This window comes from Schaalia sp. lx-260 (genome assembly GCF_021083645.1).
Lineage (GTDB): Bacteria > Actinomycetota > Actinomycetes > Actinomycetales > Actinomycetaceae > Pauljensenia.
Map to the genome: position 1 here is coordinate 185,537 of NZ_JAJNRQ010000001.1, position 15,884 is coordinate 201,420.

At 51.7% G+C, this 15,884-nt stretch carries 13 protein-coding genes; 7 read left to right on the forward strand and 6 right to left on the reverse strand.

Annotated elements, in window-relative coordinates:
* Positions 1–133: 133 nt before the first annotated feature.
* The 4 genes from LRP57_RS00755 to LRP57_RS00770 form a co-directional block, all read right to left on the reverse strand.
* The gene (locus tag LRP57_RS00755) at positions 134–1,210 is read right to left on the reverse strand and encodes a LacI family DNA-binding transcriptional regulator (protein ID WP_231204096.1); all 1,077 of its coding nucleotides are present in this window, start codon (positions 1,208–1,210) and stop codon (positions 134–136) included.
* Between the two features lie 72 nt (positions 1,211–1,282).
* A complete protein-coding gene (locus LRP57_RS00760; protein WP_231204097.1) occupies positions 1,283–1,972 on the reverse strand; it encodes an MgtC/SapB family protein in 690 nt (229 codons plus the stop codon).
* A gap of 15 nt (positions 1,973–1,987) precedes the next feature.
* A complete protein-coding gene (locus LRP57_RS00765; RefSeq protein ID WP_231204099.1) occupies positions 1,988–2,620 on the reverse strand; it encodes a hypothetical protein in 633 nt (210 codons plus the stop codon).
* A complete protein-coding gene (locus LRP57_RS00770; protein ID WP_231204101.1) occupies positions 2,613–3,992 on the reverse strand; it encodes an MFS transporter in 1,380 nt (459 codons plus the stop codon). Before LRP57_RS00770 ends, LRP57_RS00765 begins: the two co-directional genes overlap by 8 nt.
* A gap of 292 nt (positions 3,993–4,284) precedes the next feature.
* Here LRP57_RS00770 and purD point away from each other — a divergent pair, with 292 nt between their 5' ends.
* The 5 genes from purD (at position 4,285) to purL (ending at position 10,125) form a co-directional block, all read left to right on the forward strand.
* Entirely contained in the window at positions 4,285–5,601 is a 1,317-nt protein-coding gene (purD, locus tag LRP57_RS00775) for a phosphoribosylamine--glycine ligase (RefSeq protein WP_231204103.1), read from the forward strand.
* A 28-nt stretch (positions 5,602–5,629) separates the two neighbouring features.
* Positions 5,630–6,556: a phosphoribosylaminoimidazolesuccinocarboxamide synthase gene (locus LRP57_RS00780; RefSeq protein ID WP_231204105.1), complete on the forward strand. Its 927-nt coding sequence runs from the start codon at positions 5,630–5,632 to the stop codon at positions 6,554–6,556.
* Positions 6,557–6,620: 64 nt separating this feature from the next.
* Entirely contained in the window at positions 6,621–6,911 is a 291-nt protein-coding gene (locus LRP57_RS00785) for a phosphoribosylformylglycinamidine synthase subunit PurS (RefSeq protein ID WP_231204107.1), read from the forward strand.
* Positions 6,908–7,618 carry a phosphoribosylformylglycinamidine synthase subunit PurQ gene (gene purQ, locus LRP57_RS00790; protein ID WP_231204109.1) on the forward strand — a complete coding sequence of 237 codons (711 nt, stop codon included), beginning with the start codon at positions 6,908–6,910 and terminating at the stop codon, positions 7,616–7,618. The genes LRP57_RS00785 and purQ overlap by 4 nt, the downstream gene beginning before the upstream one ends.
* A 140-nt stretch (positions 7,619–7,758) precedes the next feature.
* Positions 7,759–10,125: a phosphoribosylformylglycinamidine synthase subunit PurL gene (purL, locus tag LRP57_RS00795; RefSeq protein ID WP_231204581.1), complete on the forward strand. Its 2,367-nt coding sequence runs from the start codon at positions 7,759–7,761 to the stop codon at positions 10,123–10,125.
* Between the two features lie 748 nt (positions 10,126–10,873).
* Here the strand turns inward: purL and LRP57_RS00800 are convergent.
* Complete coding sequence (locus LRP57_RS00800; RefSeq protein ID WP_231204111.1) at positions 10,874–12,559, reverse strand: phosphoenolpyruvate--protein phosphotransferase; 1,686 nt, start codon at positions 12,557–12,559, stop codon at positions 10,874–10,876.
* Positions 12,560–12,893: 334 nt separating this feature from the next.
* On the opposite strand from LRP57_RS00800, the gene LRP57_RS00805 reads away from it, so the two are divergent.
* Complete coding sequence (locus tag LRP57_RS00805) at positions 12,894–14,210, forward strand: aspartate kinase (protein ID WP_231204113.1); 1,317 nt, start codon at positions 12,894–12,896, stop codon at positions 14,208–14,210.
* A 73-nt stretch (positions 14,211–14,283) separates the two neighbouring features.
* Positions 14,284–15,333: an aspartate-semialdehyde dehydrogenase gene (locus LRP57_RS00810; protein WP_231204115.1), complete on the forward strand. Its 1,050-nt coding sequence runs from the start codon at positions 14,284–14,286 to the stop codon at positions 15,331–15,333.
* An 89-nt stretch (positions 15,334–15,422) separates the two neighbouring features.
* Here LRP57_RS00810 and trxA read toward each other — a convergent pair whose 3' ends face one another.
* Positions 15,423–15,782, reverse strand: coding sequence for a thioredoxin (gene trxA / locus LRP57_RS00815; protein WP_231204117.1), 360 nt, complete (start codon positions 15,780–15,782; stop codon positions 15,423–15,425).
* Positions 15,783–15,884: the final 102 nt, after the last annotated feature.

The following is a 15,884-nucleotide window of genomic DNA, read 5'->3' on the forward strand; positions in this document are numbered from 1 at the left end:
TGCGTTAGCGCATGAGGGGGAGCGGTTAGGGGTAGCGAGCAAAAGGCTGGCGTATAGCCCAAAAGGTAGAGTCACTTGAGACGGCAAAATATTGTGTGCTTATGCCTTCATATAGAAGAAAAGAGCGGGAAAACTACAAGCCGGCAACAGAGTCTAAACGTCCAGAATCATGTGTACGCCACGAAGCAATAGCATGACGTGAAGGCGCGTCCATACTGATACAACCGCATGATTGGCCGGTAACTATATCGAAATCAAAAACATGTGCCTGTGTGTCGTGAGCAAGGTCAGGGTCATGTAAAAGTGCAAATGCCTGATTCGCCATTGCATCCAGCGGCTGACGGATTGAGGTTAAAGATGGAACAGTAAAACCTGAATGTGAAGAACCGTTAACTGCAACAATCGCCATATCTTCAGGGACTCGCATACCTAAATCTGCGCACGCAGCGAGGACACCCACTGCTTGACGCTCATTACCTGTAATAAGTGCAGTAGGGAGGGCTCCACGTTCATGGGCGTCCATGAGCCACTGATACCCGGCAAAACGCGAATAAGCCTGCCACGTGACTAATGCAGAATCAGCGTCATAACCGGTTGCCTGACACCAGCCACGTAAACGCAGATGTGAATTCCATATGCCGCCTGGCCCTGTCATCATTGCAATATGCTCATGGCCGTGTCCTTGTAAATGCTCGGCAAGCTGTTGGACGGCAAGTGCCTCATCAATTTGAACGGAAGGAAATCTCCCGTCAAGACGTGAATCTTCAAAGACAACCACGCGAACAGGAGAATGACTCAGAAGGTCAAAAGCGAGTTTTTCGGTGGTCCCCATGTAAAAAATACCATCGACCTGGTGTGCGAAAAACTGTTCAAGAAAGCGGCGTTCACGTGCAGGGTCGTCAGCAGAGTCTCCAAGCAACAGGGTGTAGCCCTCGTGGTGTACGCGCGCTTGGACTGCGTGAGCAATTTCTGAAATAAATGGGTTTGTAATATTGGGTAATATCAGGCCGTAGGTTCCGGTTTTTCCCATCGCAAGTGCGCGTGCTGCTCGGTTAGGTTGATACCCCAGTTTCTTGATTGCGGCGAGAACTCGTGCTCGTGTGTGAGGTGCGACAGGCCGTGGCCCGTTATTCACGGTGTAAGTGACAACAGCTACAGATGTTCCGGCTTCGCGTGCAACATCTTCGCGGGTAGGGCGTTTATTGGGCATTCGTACTCCACAAACTCTTAGGCGCCGATTCTTATTATGACCTATTGAGTGTGGTCAGATGCGAGTGGGAGATCAGTCATCATCTGTTTCAGCAAGACTGACAGCATGTATTCCTTCAATATCGGCAACAGCGGCGATGAGAGTGGAAATATTGAGGCCGCGGTCAGAACGAACCGTCAGGCGAGCAGTGACATCATTTTCCTGACGGTCACGTGTAGAAGAAGCGGTGACAATTGACCAGCCAAGTAGAGTGATATGACTGATGGTGTTGCCGAGAACTCCGTGTCCTTGCGTGTATTCGACGAGGAGAGTGTGGGTGTCAGGCATTATCCGTGCGGTCAGGTAGATCAGTCCTGGTGCTATAGCGAAGACAACGAGGAAATGCAGGGCTGTGCCAGCTAGTGCGAGCCACCACAGCCCTGCTCCGCAGGCCATTCCAATAGCGGCGGTTTCCCAGATAGTTGCAGCAGTCGTTAAACCTTTGATGGTGCCGTGGCGCGTCAGGATGATACCTGCGCCAAGGAAACCGATACCGGAGACGATTTGTGCGGCTACACGCGAAGGATCAAGTTTTGTGATCCCATCGCCAACAACGTCAAGGAAACCGTATTTGGAAATGAGCATCATGATTGCCGCCGTGAAGCCAACGATTGCTTGGGTTCGGATTCCTGCGGATTTCCCGTGTTGTTGGCGTTCCAAACCGATGCAAGCGGAAAGGACCAGTGCCAGCAGGACGAGTCCCAGCTGCACGGCGTAGATCATGATTTCTCCTGTCTTTTATATGAGGGCTACTCGATTCAACGTGTCGAATAGGTAAGTGCCTTCGCTGATTTTTTGGTGAACTGTGACAATATCAAGATGATCGAGGGGTTGGCTATAGAAAGTATTCTGTGTGCTGAGTCCCTCATGTGCAGTGATATTGCGGAGTGTTTTTTCCAGTTCTGTTGAATCACCAGTGCCAATACCGTAGGCCAATGTGATGTGAGGTCGAGGAACAGGACCAAAATGTGTGCCTTCCGGTCCGAAAACCTCTGTTAAACATTGACGTATCCGACTGGTGTAGCGTCCCCATATGTCTAGGTTGTCTGAGGGGCAAAGCACCGAGTCCTCGGTGACAATGGGCGCTGTGAACGTGATTGCGGGCGCGTCCCATTCACAGAAGGCAGCGTGGAGCGCAGCAATATATTCATCAATCCGCTCGGCTTGAGGTGAATCTGCGAAAAACGGAAGGCGTTGAGCAGTGGCGTGGAGTGCTTGCGAAGGTTGCAATGCGACAAGCTCACTGGCTTCAAGGGCTTCCTCGTAGGGATGTACCAGGGCAGCAAAATCCTCGCGCGGTGTGAGGTAGAGGTGAAGCTGCCCTGCGGGGTGTGTCCAGTCTTCTTCGGTTGTTTCAAAAAAACTACGCATGTGTGGGTACTTCTTTCCACCCATTATTTGCGAGTTCTTCGAGTTCTTCCAGTGATTTACCTTGAGTTTCTGGGGCCATGAAGAAGGAAATGATAAGGCCGAATATGGCGACTCCAGCAAAAAGCCACGTTGAATTCGCCATACCCCACTTTGAAACCATGATGGGGAATACGGTGACTCCGAGGATCGCTCCGATTCGGCTGATTGAGCCGGCAAATCCTACGCCGGAAGCGCGTAAACGTGTGGGGAATAGTTCGTTGGGGTAAACCATGTTGAGAACGCCTGGACCGAGGTTTGCTAAGAGGATAGCGCTCGATAGCAGCACAATAAGTACGATCATTGAAGGGTTTTGGATGAGTGCGAGTGTTGCGAGCACGATAACCATACCGACGAAGCACCAGAGGATTTGTTTGCGTCGACCGATTTTTTCAACGGTTACCATGCCGATAGCTGCGCCGAGGACACCGAGCAGGGCAATGACTGAGGAACCTACGTAGGCGAGGACAGGGTTGCCGCCGGTGAATGGTTTGAGTATGGAGGGCGTGTACATCTGGATACCGTAGAACGAAACTGCGAAAGCGAACCAGAATGTGCAGCAAAAGATTGTTGAACGAATCATGTGAGGCGAGAACAGTTCCCACCAAGTGCCGTGTAGGGCGGATGTGCCTTTATGAGCGCGAGCGGCTTTTTCACTGCTGTTATCAAAGTAGTTGCCTTGGAGGTGCTCAATATTTGCCATGATTGCGTTGGCTTCTTCGATACGTCCGTGTTGGCGTAGCCAGCGGGGAGATTCTGGAACATCGTGCCGTAAGACGAGGACGATGGCGGCAAGGAGTGCGCCTAGTCCGAGCATCCAGCGCCATGCGGAAGCGCCGATGGGGAACATTGCGATACCTGTGAGGTAAGCGAAGAATGCGCCTGCTTGCCATAGGAGTGACATGAAGATGATGAAACGGCCACGGCGTTCAGGGGCGGTGAATTCGGCGGTAATGGATGAGGAAATGGGGTAGTCGGCTCCGATGAAAAGTCCAAGGAGGAAGCGTGTCGCAATGAGTTGCCATACGTTTTGTGTGAAAGCGGCAAGGAGGGCAAAAATGATGAAACCTGAAAGGTCAATCATGTACATTTTGCGTCGGCCGAATGTGTCGGTGAGTTTGCCGCCGAAAAGCATGCCGAGGAACATGCCGATAATGGCTGAACCTGCGACTATGCCTTCCATAGTGCCTGTGATTTCCCACTGTGCTTTCAGTCCGGGTAGGGCTACGGCGATAACGGATACGTCAAAGCCGTCAAGGAACATTCCTGCGCCAGAAAGAACGGCCACACGATTTTGGAACCGTGAGCCGGTGGATTTTGTGCGAGATGTGCTCATGGGTTGATCTCCTCGTCGAGTATCTGTATTCATTGTTGGATGAATACATGGATTCTACGCGCGTAGTCTACGCGCGTCAACCCTTTATATTCTGCGAAAAATCATTCTTTCTTTCGGAAATAAAAGAACTGTGCCACGCCCTCAAAAATATCGAAAAAGCTTGGGGATACTTTCACGACATAAATCCGGAAACACCTAAGCTGATGCTGTTAAACACAGTGCGCATGAGACAAGAATGCCCACGTGATGAATAAGAACCTTCTCACATGCTCACACAAGCTACTCTGGTGGCGTGAAGGTCCTTCTCGTAGGAAATGGTGGGCGCGAACATGCGCTAGCCCGAGCAATGGTTCGTACCTCCCCTAACCTTGACTTGTATGTGCAAGCAGGAAACCCGGGCATAGATGCCCTGGGGCAACCCATAACATTCGACCCATGTGACCCGAAACACGTAAGTGCTCTGGCTCAAGAACATTCCATTGACCTTGTTGTTGTCGGCCCAGAAGCTCCCCTAGTTGCCGGAGTCGCTGACGCTGTACGAGCAGCAGGAATTGCCTGTTTTGGCCCCAGCAAAGCAGCCGCCGCACTTGAAGCCTCAAAATCATTCGCTAAAACAGTAATGAATGAAGCAGCAGTTGCCACCGCCCGCGCATACACATGCGCAAGCGAAACAGAAGTGGAAGCTGCTCTTGATAACTTTGGTGCCCCCTACGTGGTCAAAGATGACGCCTTAGCAGCAGGTAAAGGCGTTGTCGTAACCGATGACCGACACACCGCTTACGCACACGCGTCCTCATGCCTAGCGCGCCCAGATGGGCGAGTAGTCATCGAGGAATACCTAGACGGCCCAGAAGTTTCACTCTTTTGTCTCAGCGACGGCACAACCGTTGTGCCACTGGTGCCTGCGCAAGACTACAAACGTTTACTTGATGGGGGACAAGGCCCAAATACAGGCGGTATGGGCGCCTACAGTCCATTACCGTGGCTGCCAAGCGGACTCGTTGACGAAGTGGTACGCGAAGTAGCCCTCCCAACCATCACACGTATGGTCGAACGCGGAACACCTTTTATCGGCCTACTGTACTGTGGCCTCGCCCTGACGAGCGCAGGAACACGCGTCGTTGAATTTAACGTGCGTTTTGGTGACCCAGAAACCCAAGTAGTCCTCGAAAGACTTGAATCCCCTCTGGCTCCACTTCTTTACGCGGCAGCAACAGGAACACTCATTGACCATCCGAAACTCGAATGGTCAAAAGAAGCCGCAGTGACCGTTGTCATGGCTTCTGCAGGATACCCTGGGACGCTTCGCACAGGAGAAACCATCACAGGAATCGAAACAGCTGAAACAATTGACGGTGTTCACGTCATTCACGCTGGAACACGTTTGCGCACCGATGAGCCAGATCCACAAGGCTCAGGGAACTGTTGCGGCACAGAAAGTGAAACAGTCCTCGTAAATACAGGCGGTCGAGTACTTGACGTGACCGCGCGCGCCACAACTGTAGAAGAAGCCAGAAAACGCGCCTATCGTGCTGTCAATGCCATACGCTTTGACGGCGCACACTACCGCACCGACATCGGCACATGGCCAGACAGCTTGAATAGCTGAAGCTCTGACACTACCGGAGGATACGCATATGAGCACACGCCCACTCACCATCACCGGATGGGAACATGTATCCTCCGGAAAAATACGAGACATCTACGCGCCTGCAGGAACACTAAGCTCAGGAAAAACACCTGATCGCTACCTCATGGTCACCTCTGACCGCATTAGCGCCTACGACTACATCATGCCCAGCCTCATACCAGATAAAGGTAAAATACTGAACCAATTAGCTATCTGGTGGATGGAACAGCTCAGCGACATCATTGACACTCACCTGCTACGCGATCAAGATGGCGAACTGTTACCCGTGCCCGAAAATGTGCGAGGACGAGCAGTGATCTGCCGCGCGCTCAACATGATCCCTGTCGAATGTGTTGTTCGAGGCTACCTGACAGGCTCAGGCCTTGCAGAGTATGAGGCCACAGGTTCAGTCTGCGGTATTCCCCTTCCAGAAGGCCTCAGTGAAGCAAGCGCCCTCACACCCCCGATTTTTACCCCTGCAGTCAAAGCAGACATCGGCAAACACGATGAAAACGTGTCATTTCAACACGTAGCCGACATGATCGGAACCGAACTCGCAGAAAAACTCCGCGACACCTCACTGGCCCTATACGCGAGAGCGCGGACACTCGCTGCTGAACGCGGCATCATCCTAGCTGACACCAAATACGAATTCGGATGCGACCCACAGACAGGTACCCTAGTCCTCGCTGACGAAATACTCACCCCAGACTCGTCACGTTTTTGGCCTGCCGACCAATGGCACCCAGGGCGTAAAACCCCAAGTTTTGACAAACAATACCTACGCGATTGGCTCACTTCACCGCAATCCCACTGGGACAAAAACACAGGAGAAAAACCACCGCACCTACCAGAACACATCATTACTGCCACACAAGAACGCTACTGTGAAGCATTCCGTAAAATAACAGGAAAAGAGCCACAGCTCTCATAAGTGAAATACCACCGCATAAGCGCATATCTGACCCAGCATATCCAACACACTACAGGAGGACCCCGTGGGGCGAATCATCGTTGAAGTCATGCCGAAACCTGAAATCTTAGACCCCCAAGGAAAAGCTGTCGGCTCAGCCCTACCTAGGCTCGGAATCACCACATTCACCTCCATCCGACAAGGAAAATGCTTCCACCTGACATGTGAAGGACCCGTCACACAAGAAGCGTTGGAACAGGCACGCCGCGCCGCAGAAAATGTCCTATCCAACCCGATTATTGAAGATGTTGTACGCGTTGAAGCCCTCCCTGAAACAGAATGTGGCACCGCATGCGGATGCGGAGGTGCCCAGTGACCCGTATCGGAGTTGTCACATTCCCCGGCACACTAGATGACCGTGACGCAGCGCGCGCCGTGCGCCTCGCAGGAGCCGAAGCAGTTAGCCTCTGGCATAAAGACACGGACCTGCGTTCAGTAGATGCGGTAGTGCTTCCCGGCGGTTTTTCATACGGTGACTACCTGCGCTGTGGGGCAATCGCCGCTGTCGCACCTGTGATGACTGAGGTAGTGCGTGCAGCACACGCTGGAATGCCGCTCCTTGGTATTTGTAACGGTTTCCAAGTACTCTGCGAAGCACACCTGCTCCCGGGGGCACTCATCCGTAACGACCATCAAAAATTCCTTTGCCGCGACCAGATCCTGCGCGTTGAAAATACGAGCACTGCATGGAGTAACGCTTTCACGCAGGACGCTCAGATCACAGTCCCACTGAAAAATGGGGAAGGAAATTTCCAAGCGGACCCTGAAACCTTAAAAGAACTCGAAGGCGAAGGACGAGTCGTTTTCCGCTACGTGGATTTTAACCCTAACGGTTCTGCCCATGACATCGCCGGTATCACAAATGAGCGTGGAAACGTCGTTGGCCTCATGCCACACCCCGAACACGCAGTCGAAAAAGGTTTCGGCCCTGCCCGCACCTACCCAGATGGCAGTTTAGCCGGACACGACGGAACAGACGGGCTGACTATTTTCATCTCTGTCCTCAACGCGCTCGCGGGATAAAGCACCGTCAAAAAGTGGATACGTTCTTCTTTTGACGGCGAACCGCAACCCTGCGAAACCGCATATTCTCGCGCTACACAGACCACAACTGTATGAGCACTCCGATAAACCCACCATTCCTTTCACCGATGGAAAAACACATGAGCACCACAGCCACTGTTCCACATGAAATCCCCGATACCGTCGCAGACGCTACCGCCACACCCACCAAAGAAATGCCGTGGGCTGAACTTGGCCTCAAAGCTGATGAATACCAGAAAATATGTGACATCCTTGGGCGCAGACCAACAAATGCAGAACTCGCCATGTACTCCGTTATGTGGTCTGAACACTGCTCGTACAAGTCCTCCAAAAAACACTTGGCCGAACAATTCGGTGCACGTACCACTGACGATATGCGCCGCCACCTACTGGTCGGCATGGGACAAAACGCTGGTGTTGTGGACATCGGTCAAGGATGGGCGGTCACTTTCAAAGTTGAATCCCACAATCACCCCTCATTCGTTGAACCCTACCAGGGTGCAGCAACAGGTGTCGGCGGCATTGTGCGTGACATTATCTCTATGGGCGCACGCCCTGTTGCCGTCATGGATCAACTGCGTTTTGGTGCCCCGCAGCACCCAGACACTGCGCGTGTCGTCCACGGAGTCGTCAGCGGGGTTGGAGGATACGGGAATTGCTTAGGCCTGCCCAATATTGGAGGGGAAACAGAATTTGATCCGTCCTATCAAGGAAATCCACTGGTAAATGCCCTATGCGTCGGGGTTTTACGTCACGAGGACATTCACCTTGCGAATGCTACCGGTGAAGGAAACCTTGTGGTTCTTTTTGGTGCGCGCACCGGTGGGGACGGTATCGGAGGAGCCTCGATTTTAGCTTCGGAAACCTTTGAAGACGGTATGCCAACAAAACGCCCCTCCGTGCAAGTCGGTGACCCTTTCATGGAGAAAGTCCTCATCGAATGTTGTCTTGAACTTTTCCAAGCAGGGGTCGTCCAAGGCATTCAAGACCTTGGTGCTGCCGGTATTTCCTGCGCAACCTCAGAACTGGCCTCGAATGGGTCATCAGGTATGCACGTTGATTTAGAAAAAGTACTTCTGCGTGACCCTACCCTGACAGCAGGCGAAATCCTCATGTCAGAATCACAAGAACGCATGATGGCAATTGTGACCCCTGAAGATGAAGAACGATTCTTTGACATCATCAACAAATGGGATGTCGAAGCCTCCGTTATCGGTGTTCTCACAGGGGACGGGAAACTCACAATCGACCATTACGGCCACCGTATCGTAGAGGTAGATCCAAAGACTGTAGCTCATGACGGCCCTGTGTATGACCGTCCCTACGCGCGTCCACAATGGCAAGACGCTCTTGTTGCCGATACGACATGGGGGTTAGCGCGTCCAAGTGACGCGGCACAGCTGATTGATGCCATTAACCGTGTGATTTCGGACGTGAATCAGGCATCGAAATCATGGATTACCGACCAGTACGACCGTTACGTTCAAGGTAATACGGCTTTAGCTCAACCTGATGATGCGGGTGTTATCCGCGTAGATGAGGAAAGTCATCTGGGAGTTGCCTTATCAACAGATGCGAATGGGTGGTACACCAAACTTGACCCCTATCAGGGGGCGCAGCAGGCGCTCGCAGAATCCTACCGGAATGTTGCAATTGTGGGGGCGCAGCCTTTAGCGATCACTGACTGTCTGAACTTTGGTAATCCGGAGGACACTGACGCGATGTGGCAGTTAGTGACAGCAATGACAGGGCTAGCTGATGGGTGTATTGAGCTGGGAGTACCGGTGACCGGCGGTAATGTGTCCCTGTATAACTCCTCTGGCACAGTGAAAGGTCAGCCGAATTCCTCTATTAATCCGACACCTGTGGTCGGTATGTTAGGTGTGCTCCCTGATGTGCGTCGTGCGAATCCGTCTGGTTTTACCGAAGATGGTTTAGCAGTCGTTTTGCTGGGTGAGACTCGTGAGGAACTGGATGGTTCCGCTTGGGCGCGTATTTGTCACAATCATTTAGGAGGCGTCCCGCCGCGCGTTGACTTGGGTGCTGAAGTGGCGCTGGGCAATGTGGTGCAGGCGCTTTCGGCCGCTGATGGTCCTGATGGCGCTCCGCTTGTTCGTGCTGCTCATGATGTATCCACTGGTGGTGTGGCGCAAGCGTTGGTGGATATGGTTGTGCGCTTCGGTGTGGGCGGGTCTTTTGACGTGTCGGCTGTGGTGGGGCGCGATCAGATCGACGATTTCACGCTGTTGTTTTCTGAATCTCAGGCGCGAGCCATTATTGCTGTGCCCGAAGGGGCGATACCTGCGGTCTTTGCTGCTGCTGAGGCTGAGGGTGTGCCGTGTGCGCGTATTGGTACGACCGGTGGCGGCATGATGATTGTGCATGGGAATGATGTGCTGGCTGACGCGGGTAATGGAGCGGGCTGGTGTGTTGATGTAGAGGACCTGCGTACCCGCGTGGAATCGCCTTTACGTGAACTGTTCTGAAGTGTTCTGTGCGGTAAAGATTAGGTGACTTTGTAGGAGCCTCCTAGTTATTTCCGTTGACATATATTGATGCCGAGGGGTGTCAGGAAGTGACCTGACACCCCTCGGTGTGTTGTGCTTGTGTTTTTGCTTATGACGCTGGCGTGTTGCTCGGGTTTTCTTTGGTGTCTTTCGTATGCGTGCATGAGCGTTGCAGAAAAAAAGACCCAAGGTATCCGCAAACTATGCATCCCGCTAGGAATTTGTTTGCAACAGTGGTGTGTATGTCGCCGAAAATAAGTGCTAAAGCTAAAGAAAACGCAATAGCCATCAGCAGTATCCCAAGAACACTGTTGCGAGAAATCTTTTTCCGATATGACGTCATTGTTCGCTCCTACCCGAGAGGATTACATACGGTACAGAGGCAGGGCTTTCATGCGTGTTTTCATGGCACTGAGCCTCTCAGATGTGTTCAATGTGGAAAATATGCGTGTTCTTTTCTGTGAAAAGAACAGTAGTACGGTGTCGCGCAGCGGAGCTTTGCTCAACGCTGAATTTAATTCTACGTTATTTTGATGCACGAAATTGTTATTTTGACGCGTGAATCAAAGGGATTTTTGCGTATGAATGTACTTTTATGCGGGGGGGGGGGATCTCTGAGAACGCCAACAAATACAGGCACACGACATGGTGAATGTGACATGTAAAAGCCTTACGAATGAGCGTCCTCTGACATGCCTGACGAGGGCCTATCTACCTAAAAGGCCCCTCAGATACCTAAAGCTGCGCGCGCGCGAACACGCGCATCACCTGCATCACGTGCCCCCGCCACAGCCTCGGCTGCTGCGCGACACTGCGCGAGACTCACCTGACCTAAAGCCGCACCTACACCAGCAATAGCGCCAGCGGCCATTGACAGGGAAGTGACACCCATACCTACCAGAACACACGCCAAAATTGGATCAGAAGCAGCCTCCCCGCACACTCCCACGGGCTTATGATGCTCCTGCCCACTACGAGCTACACGAGCAATTAAAGCCAAAGGCGCAGGCTGCCACGGGTCTGAATACTCCGCTAAATCAGCAGATAAACGATCTGCTGCCATCGTGTACTGAGTCAGATCATTTGTTCCAATCGACACAAAATCAACTAAAGGCATGAACTGGTCCACAAGTACGGCAACAGAGGGGACTTCCACCATAATGCCGGCACGCAAAGAAACTCCCGCAGCTTGTGCCCGTTCACGTACCAATGATGTAAACCACTGGGCCTCAGGAATCGTTGACACCATGGGCGCCATCACCCACACATCTGTCTGAGGATTGTGTTGAGCAGCAAGAGCCAGCGCATCAATTTGATGGTCGAGCACTTCAGGATGAGGCCCAGTTGTACGTACCCCACGCACACCAAGAGCAGGATTTGGCTCATTATCCAAAGTCGCATAGTGTACGGGCTTATCAGAACCGGCATCTAAAGTCCGCACGACGACCTTATGGCCAGCAAAAACCTCAAAAACTTCCGAATAAATATGAACCTGCTCATGGATACTCGGTTCAAAAGGAGCATCCAAGAAAGCTAATTCTGTGCGCAGTAAACCCACACCCTCTGCAACACTTGACTGCGCTGCTGTGCGAGCGGCCGCTCCGTCACCAACATTTGCTAGTAATTGCACAGCATGGCCATCGCGTGTTCGACCGGGGCCTTGCCACTGATGTATCAGCTGGTTACGCTTGGCGTCGGCTTGTACCAAGGCTTCAGCTTCAGCAGGATCTACTCCTAGGGTGAGTGTGCCTGCATGTGCGTCAACAAGGACGGGACTTTCAGAGGTAATGAGGCTGAGCTGGCGTGCTGCGACGATGCAGGGGATTCCTAATTGGCGAGCAATAATAGATGTATGTGAAGTGGGGCCACCAAGTTCTGTTACCATCGCAACACATGCGCGAGGGTCCAGCCCAGCGGTGTCAGCGGGAGTCAGGTCATCTGCTAAAAGAATATAAGGGGTGTCACGCTGAGGAATTCCCGGTTCAGGTTCCCCTTGGAGATGCGCCAAAATACGGTCACGCACATCTTTTAAGTCAGTGGTTCGTTCAGCCATCAGCCCGCCTGCTGCTTCAAAAGCAGCGACGAATTTGTTGGTTGAAGCAATAACGGCATGAACAGCGGATGCACCTGATTGGATACGGGCCGTAATGTCTTTCACCCATGCGCGGTCTGTGGCAAGTGAAGCGGTCACAATGAGGACATCTGCGGCCTCGCCTTGTGCGCGTGCGGCGCGGGCAAAAAGATTATCAGCGACGGTGCGCGCACATTGCGTAAAATGTTCGATTTCGTTGGAGCGTTCACTTTCAGGCAAGATCGTATCTGAAAGTTCAGGTAGTTCAGGGCGACGGACCCACACTGCAGGAGCGTATGCAATACCTTGGACAACTGGTGTTCCAGTAATTGTTGTACTCATAGCAGGCTGCTTTCCGTGAGTTCCCGCGCAGACGGGAAAGGATACGGCGCACTTAGGTGCATTGATTTGAGTCTAAGCGACTTTGCATAGCTGTGAGTGGGAAATGACTTTGATAATGCGTAACAATGTCAAGAGAAAACAAATGTATTTGCTGTACGTGTGGCCGTATTTTCTGTATGCGCCGCCACGCCCTCGCAGATGAAGTACGACTTTTTAAAGATGAGGATGAATACGCTGAAGTGCCCGTATCGCGGTCATGAGTTTGCGTATGTGTGTGAAACTCTAGGATAAATAGACGATCCAGATACATGATGGCTAAGTCAGAGGAAAACTTGTGGCACTGATTGTCCAGAAATACGGCGGCTCATCTGTTGCAGATGTTGACGCTATGAAACGAGTTGCTCAGCGTGTAGTTGATACGCACAATGCGGGACATAAAGTTGTTGTTGTCGTTTCAGCCATGGGCGATACTACAGATGAATTACTTGATACGGCAGCGGCGCTCACCACTCGCGCACCTGAACGTGAAATGGATATCCTGCTGTCAGCGGGTGAACGTATTTCCATGTCGTTACTTTCTATGGCTGTGAATGAGCTTGGAGTACCAGCTACTGCTTACACAGGCGCGCAAGCAGGAATCCGCACAGATTCCCATTATGGTCGTGCTCAAATTATCGGCATGGTTCCTGAACGTGTAGCCCGCGCTATTCACGACGGGCAGGTTGCTATCGTCGCCGGTTTCCAAGGGATTTCCCAAGATGATGATGTGACCACATTAGGTCGAGGCGGCTCTGATACGACCGCTGTTGCGCTTGCGGCTGCTTTGAATGCGGATGTGTGTGAGATTTACACGGACGTGGATGGCCTGTTCAGTGCAGACCCACGAATCGTGCCAAAGGCGCATCGTTTACGCACCATCAGTCAAGAAGAAACCTTGGAACTGGCAGCGCATGGGGCAAAAATTTTGCACTTACGCGCCGTTGAATTTGCACGCCGTTACGGTGTGCCCCTCCATGTGCGTTCGTCTTTTTCTGAAAAAGAAGGCACTTGGATTTCTGACTCGCCCGCACACCCTGATTTGAAAGGGCTTGTGCCTGAAAACGCATTGCATGACACTCAGGAGGACACTGTGGAAAAACCCGTGATTTCAGGTATTGCTCACGATCGCTCACAAGACAAAATTACTGTGACAAATATTCCGAACTCTCCTGGTGTGGCGGCTCGTCTTTTTGCGATTGTCGCTGAAGTGGGTGCGAATATTGACATGATCGTTCAAAATGTTCCAGTCTCTGACCCGACGCTTGCAAATATCAGCTTCACTTTGCCTGAAGGTGACGCGCAAAAAGCCTTGGATGCTTTAGAGGCCCATAAATCAGAGCTTGGTTTCCATGAACTGCGCTATAACCCAAATATTGGCAAACTTTCACTTGTTGGTGCGGGAATGCGTACGAATCCTGGTGTGTCAGCTCGCCTTTTCGGTGCGCTTGCCGCAGCAAATATTAATATTGATCTGATTTCCACTTCAGAGATCCGTATTTCTGTGGTGACTCGTTTAGAAGATCTTGATCGAGCAGTTCAGGCTGTTCACACGGCATTTGATCTTGATGCCACAGAATCTGAGGCTGTGGTGTACGGCGGCACAGGGCGCTGATTATTACTCTGAGCTGATTATTACTCTGAATAGAAATTTTTTCACCGATTCTTTAACGGAAAGAAGAATTCTTATGCGTGAACTTACTGTTGCAGTTGTAGGTGCCACCGGTCAGGTGGGCCGTGTTATGCGGGCTTTGTTGGAAGAACGCCAGTTTCCTGTGTCTAAGATTCGTTTCTTTTCATCAGCGCGTAGCGCGGGCACAACATTGCCGTGGAAAGGTCAGGATATCCTTGTTGAGGATGTGGCTACAGCAGATTTTTCTGGTATCGATATTGCTATTTTTTCCGCAGGGGCCACAGCTTCACGTGAGTATGCGCCGCGTTTTGCTCAGGCAGGTGCTGTAGTTGTTGATAATTCTTCTGCGTGGCGTAAAGATCCGCAGGTGCCTTTAGTTGTTTCTGAAGTGAATCCTGAGGATGTGAAAGATCGGCCTCAAGGAATCATCGCAAATCCGAACTGTACAACGATGGCTGTGATGCCAGTAGTTAAGCCACTGATTGCTCAGGCCGGTGGTGCGAAGCGATTGTTTGTTTCCTCTTATCAGGCTGTGTCTGGCTCGGGTCTGAAAGGTGTGCAGGAACTGGTGGCTCAGGTCCGTAGTGGCGTAGAGCAAGATCTTGCTGCTTTAAGTATTGATGGGCGAGCGGTGACTTTACCGGATCCTGAAGTCTATGTGGCTCCGATTGCTTTTGACGTAGTGCCCTTAGCTGGTTCGATTGTTGATGATGGCTCCTATGAAACTGATGAGGAACAAAAACTGCGTCATGAGTCGCGTCGTATCCTGCATCTTCCTGAGTTACGTGTGTCAGGAACCTGTGTGCGTGTTCCTGTTTTCACTGGTCACACGATGACGGTTCATATTGAATTAGCGGGAGCTTTAACTCCTGAGCGTGCTAAGGAAATTCTTGCTGAGGCTGAGGGCGTGCGCCTTGTGGATGTGCCGACACCGTTGGAAGCTGCTGGTCGTGATGAGGTTCTGGTGGGCCGAGTACGTCAAGATCAAGCTGTTGAGGGTAACCGTGGTTTGGTATTTGTTGTTTCCGGTGACAATTTGCGTAAGGGTGCAGCTTTGAATGCTGTGCAGTTGGCTGAATTGGTTGCTCGGGATCTGTGCGAGTGATTGAGAACTGATCTTATATATGTTTACGCCTGCTGGGAGAAAGTGTTTCTTCTTCCCAGCGGGCGTAACGTATGTGTAGCGGAATCGTCTTAGTTATTTTGAGCGATTTCTTCGCGGACCTTATCCATATCGAGATCACGAATTTGCTGGATGAGGTCCTCTAATGCGGGACCTGGCAGCGCACCTGATTCACGGAAAACTGCTACTCCGTCACGGAAAGCCATCAGGGTAGGGATAGAAGAAATCTGAGCGGCAAGGGCGAGTTCCTGTTCGGCATCTGTGTCGATTTTGCCGAAAACAATGTCAGGGTGTTTTTCGGAAGCTGCCTCAAAAATAGGGCTAAACTGACGGCAAGGGCCGCACCATGTTGCCCAGAAATCAACTAGCACGATCGGGTTGCTGGTCACTGTTTCTTCAAAAGTGTCCTTGGTGAGGTTAATAGTGCTCATGTGTTTCCTTGAAATCTGACGGTGGCATATTCGGTTAATATGCCTTGTCTTAACCATGCACTATTTATGGGCAGTACGCATGGGCTAACACAGTGGTAGTGG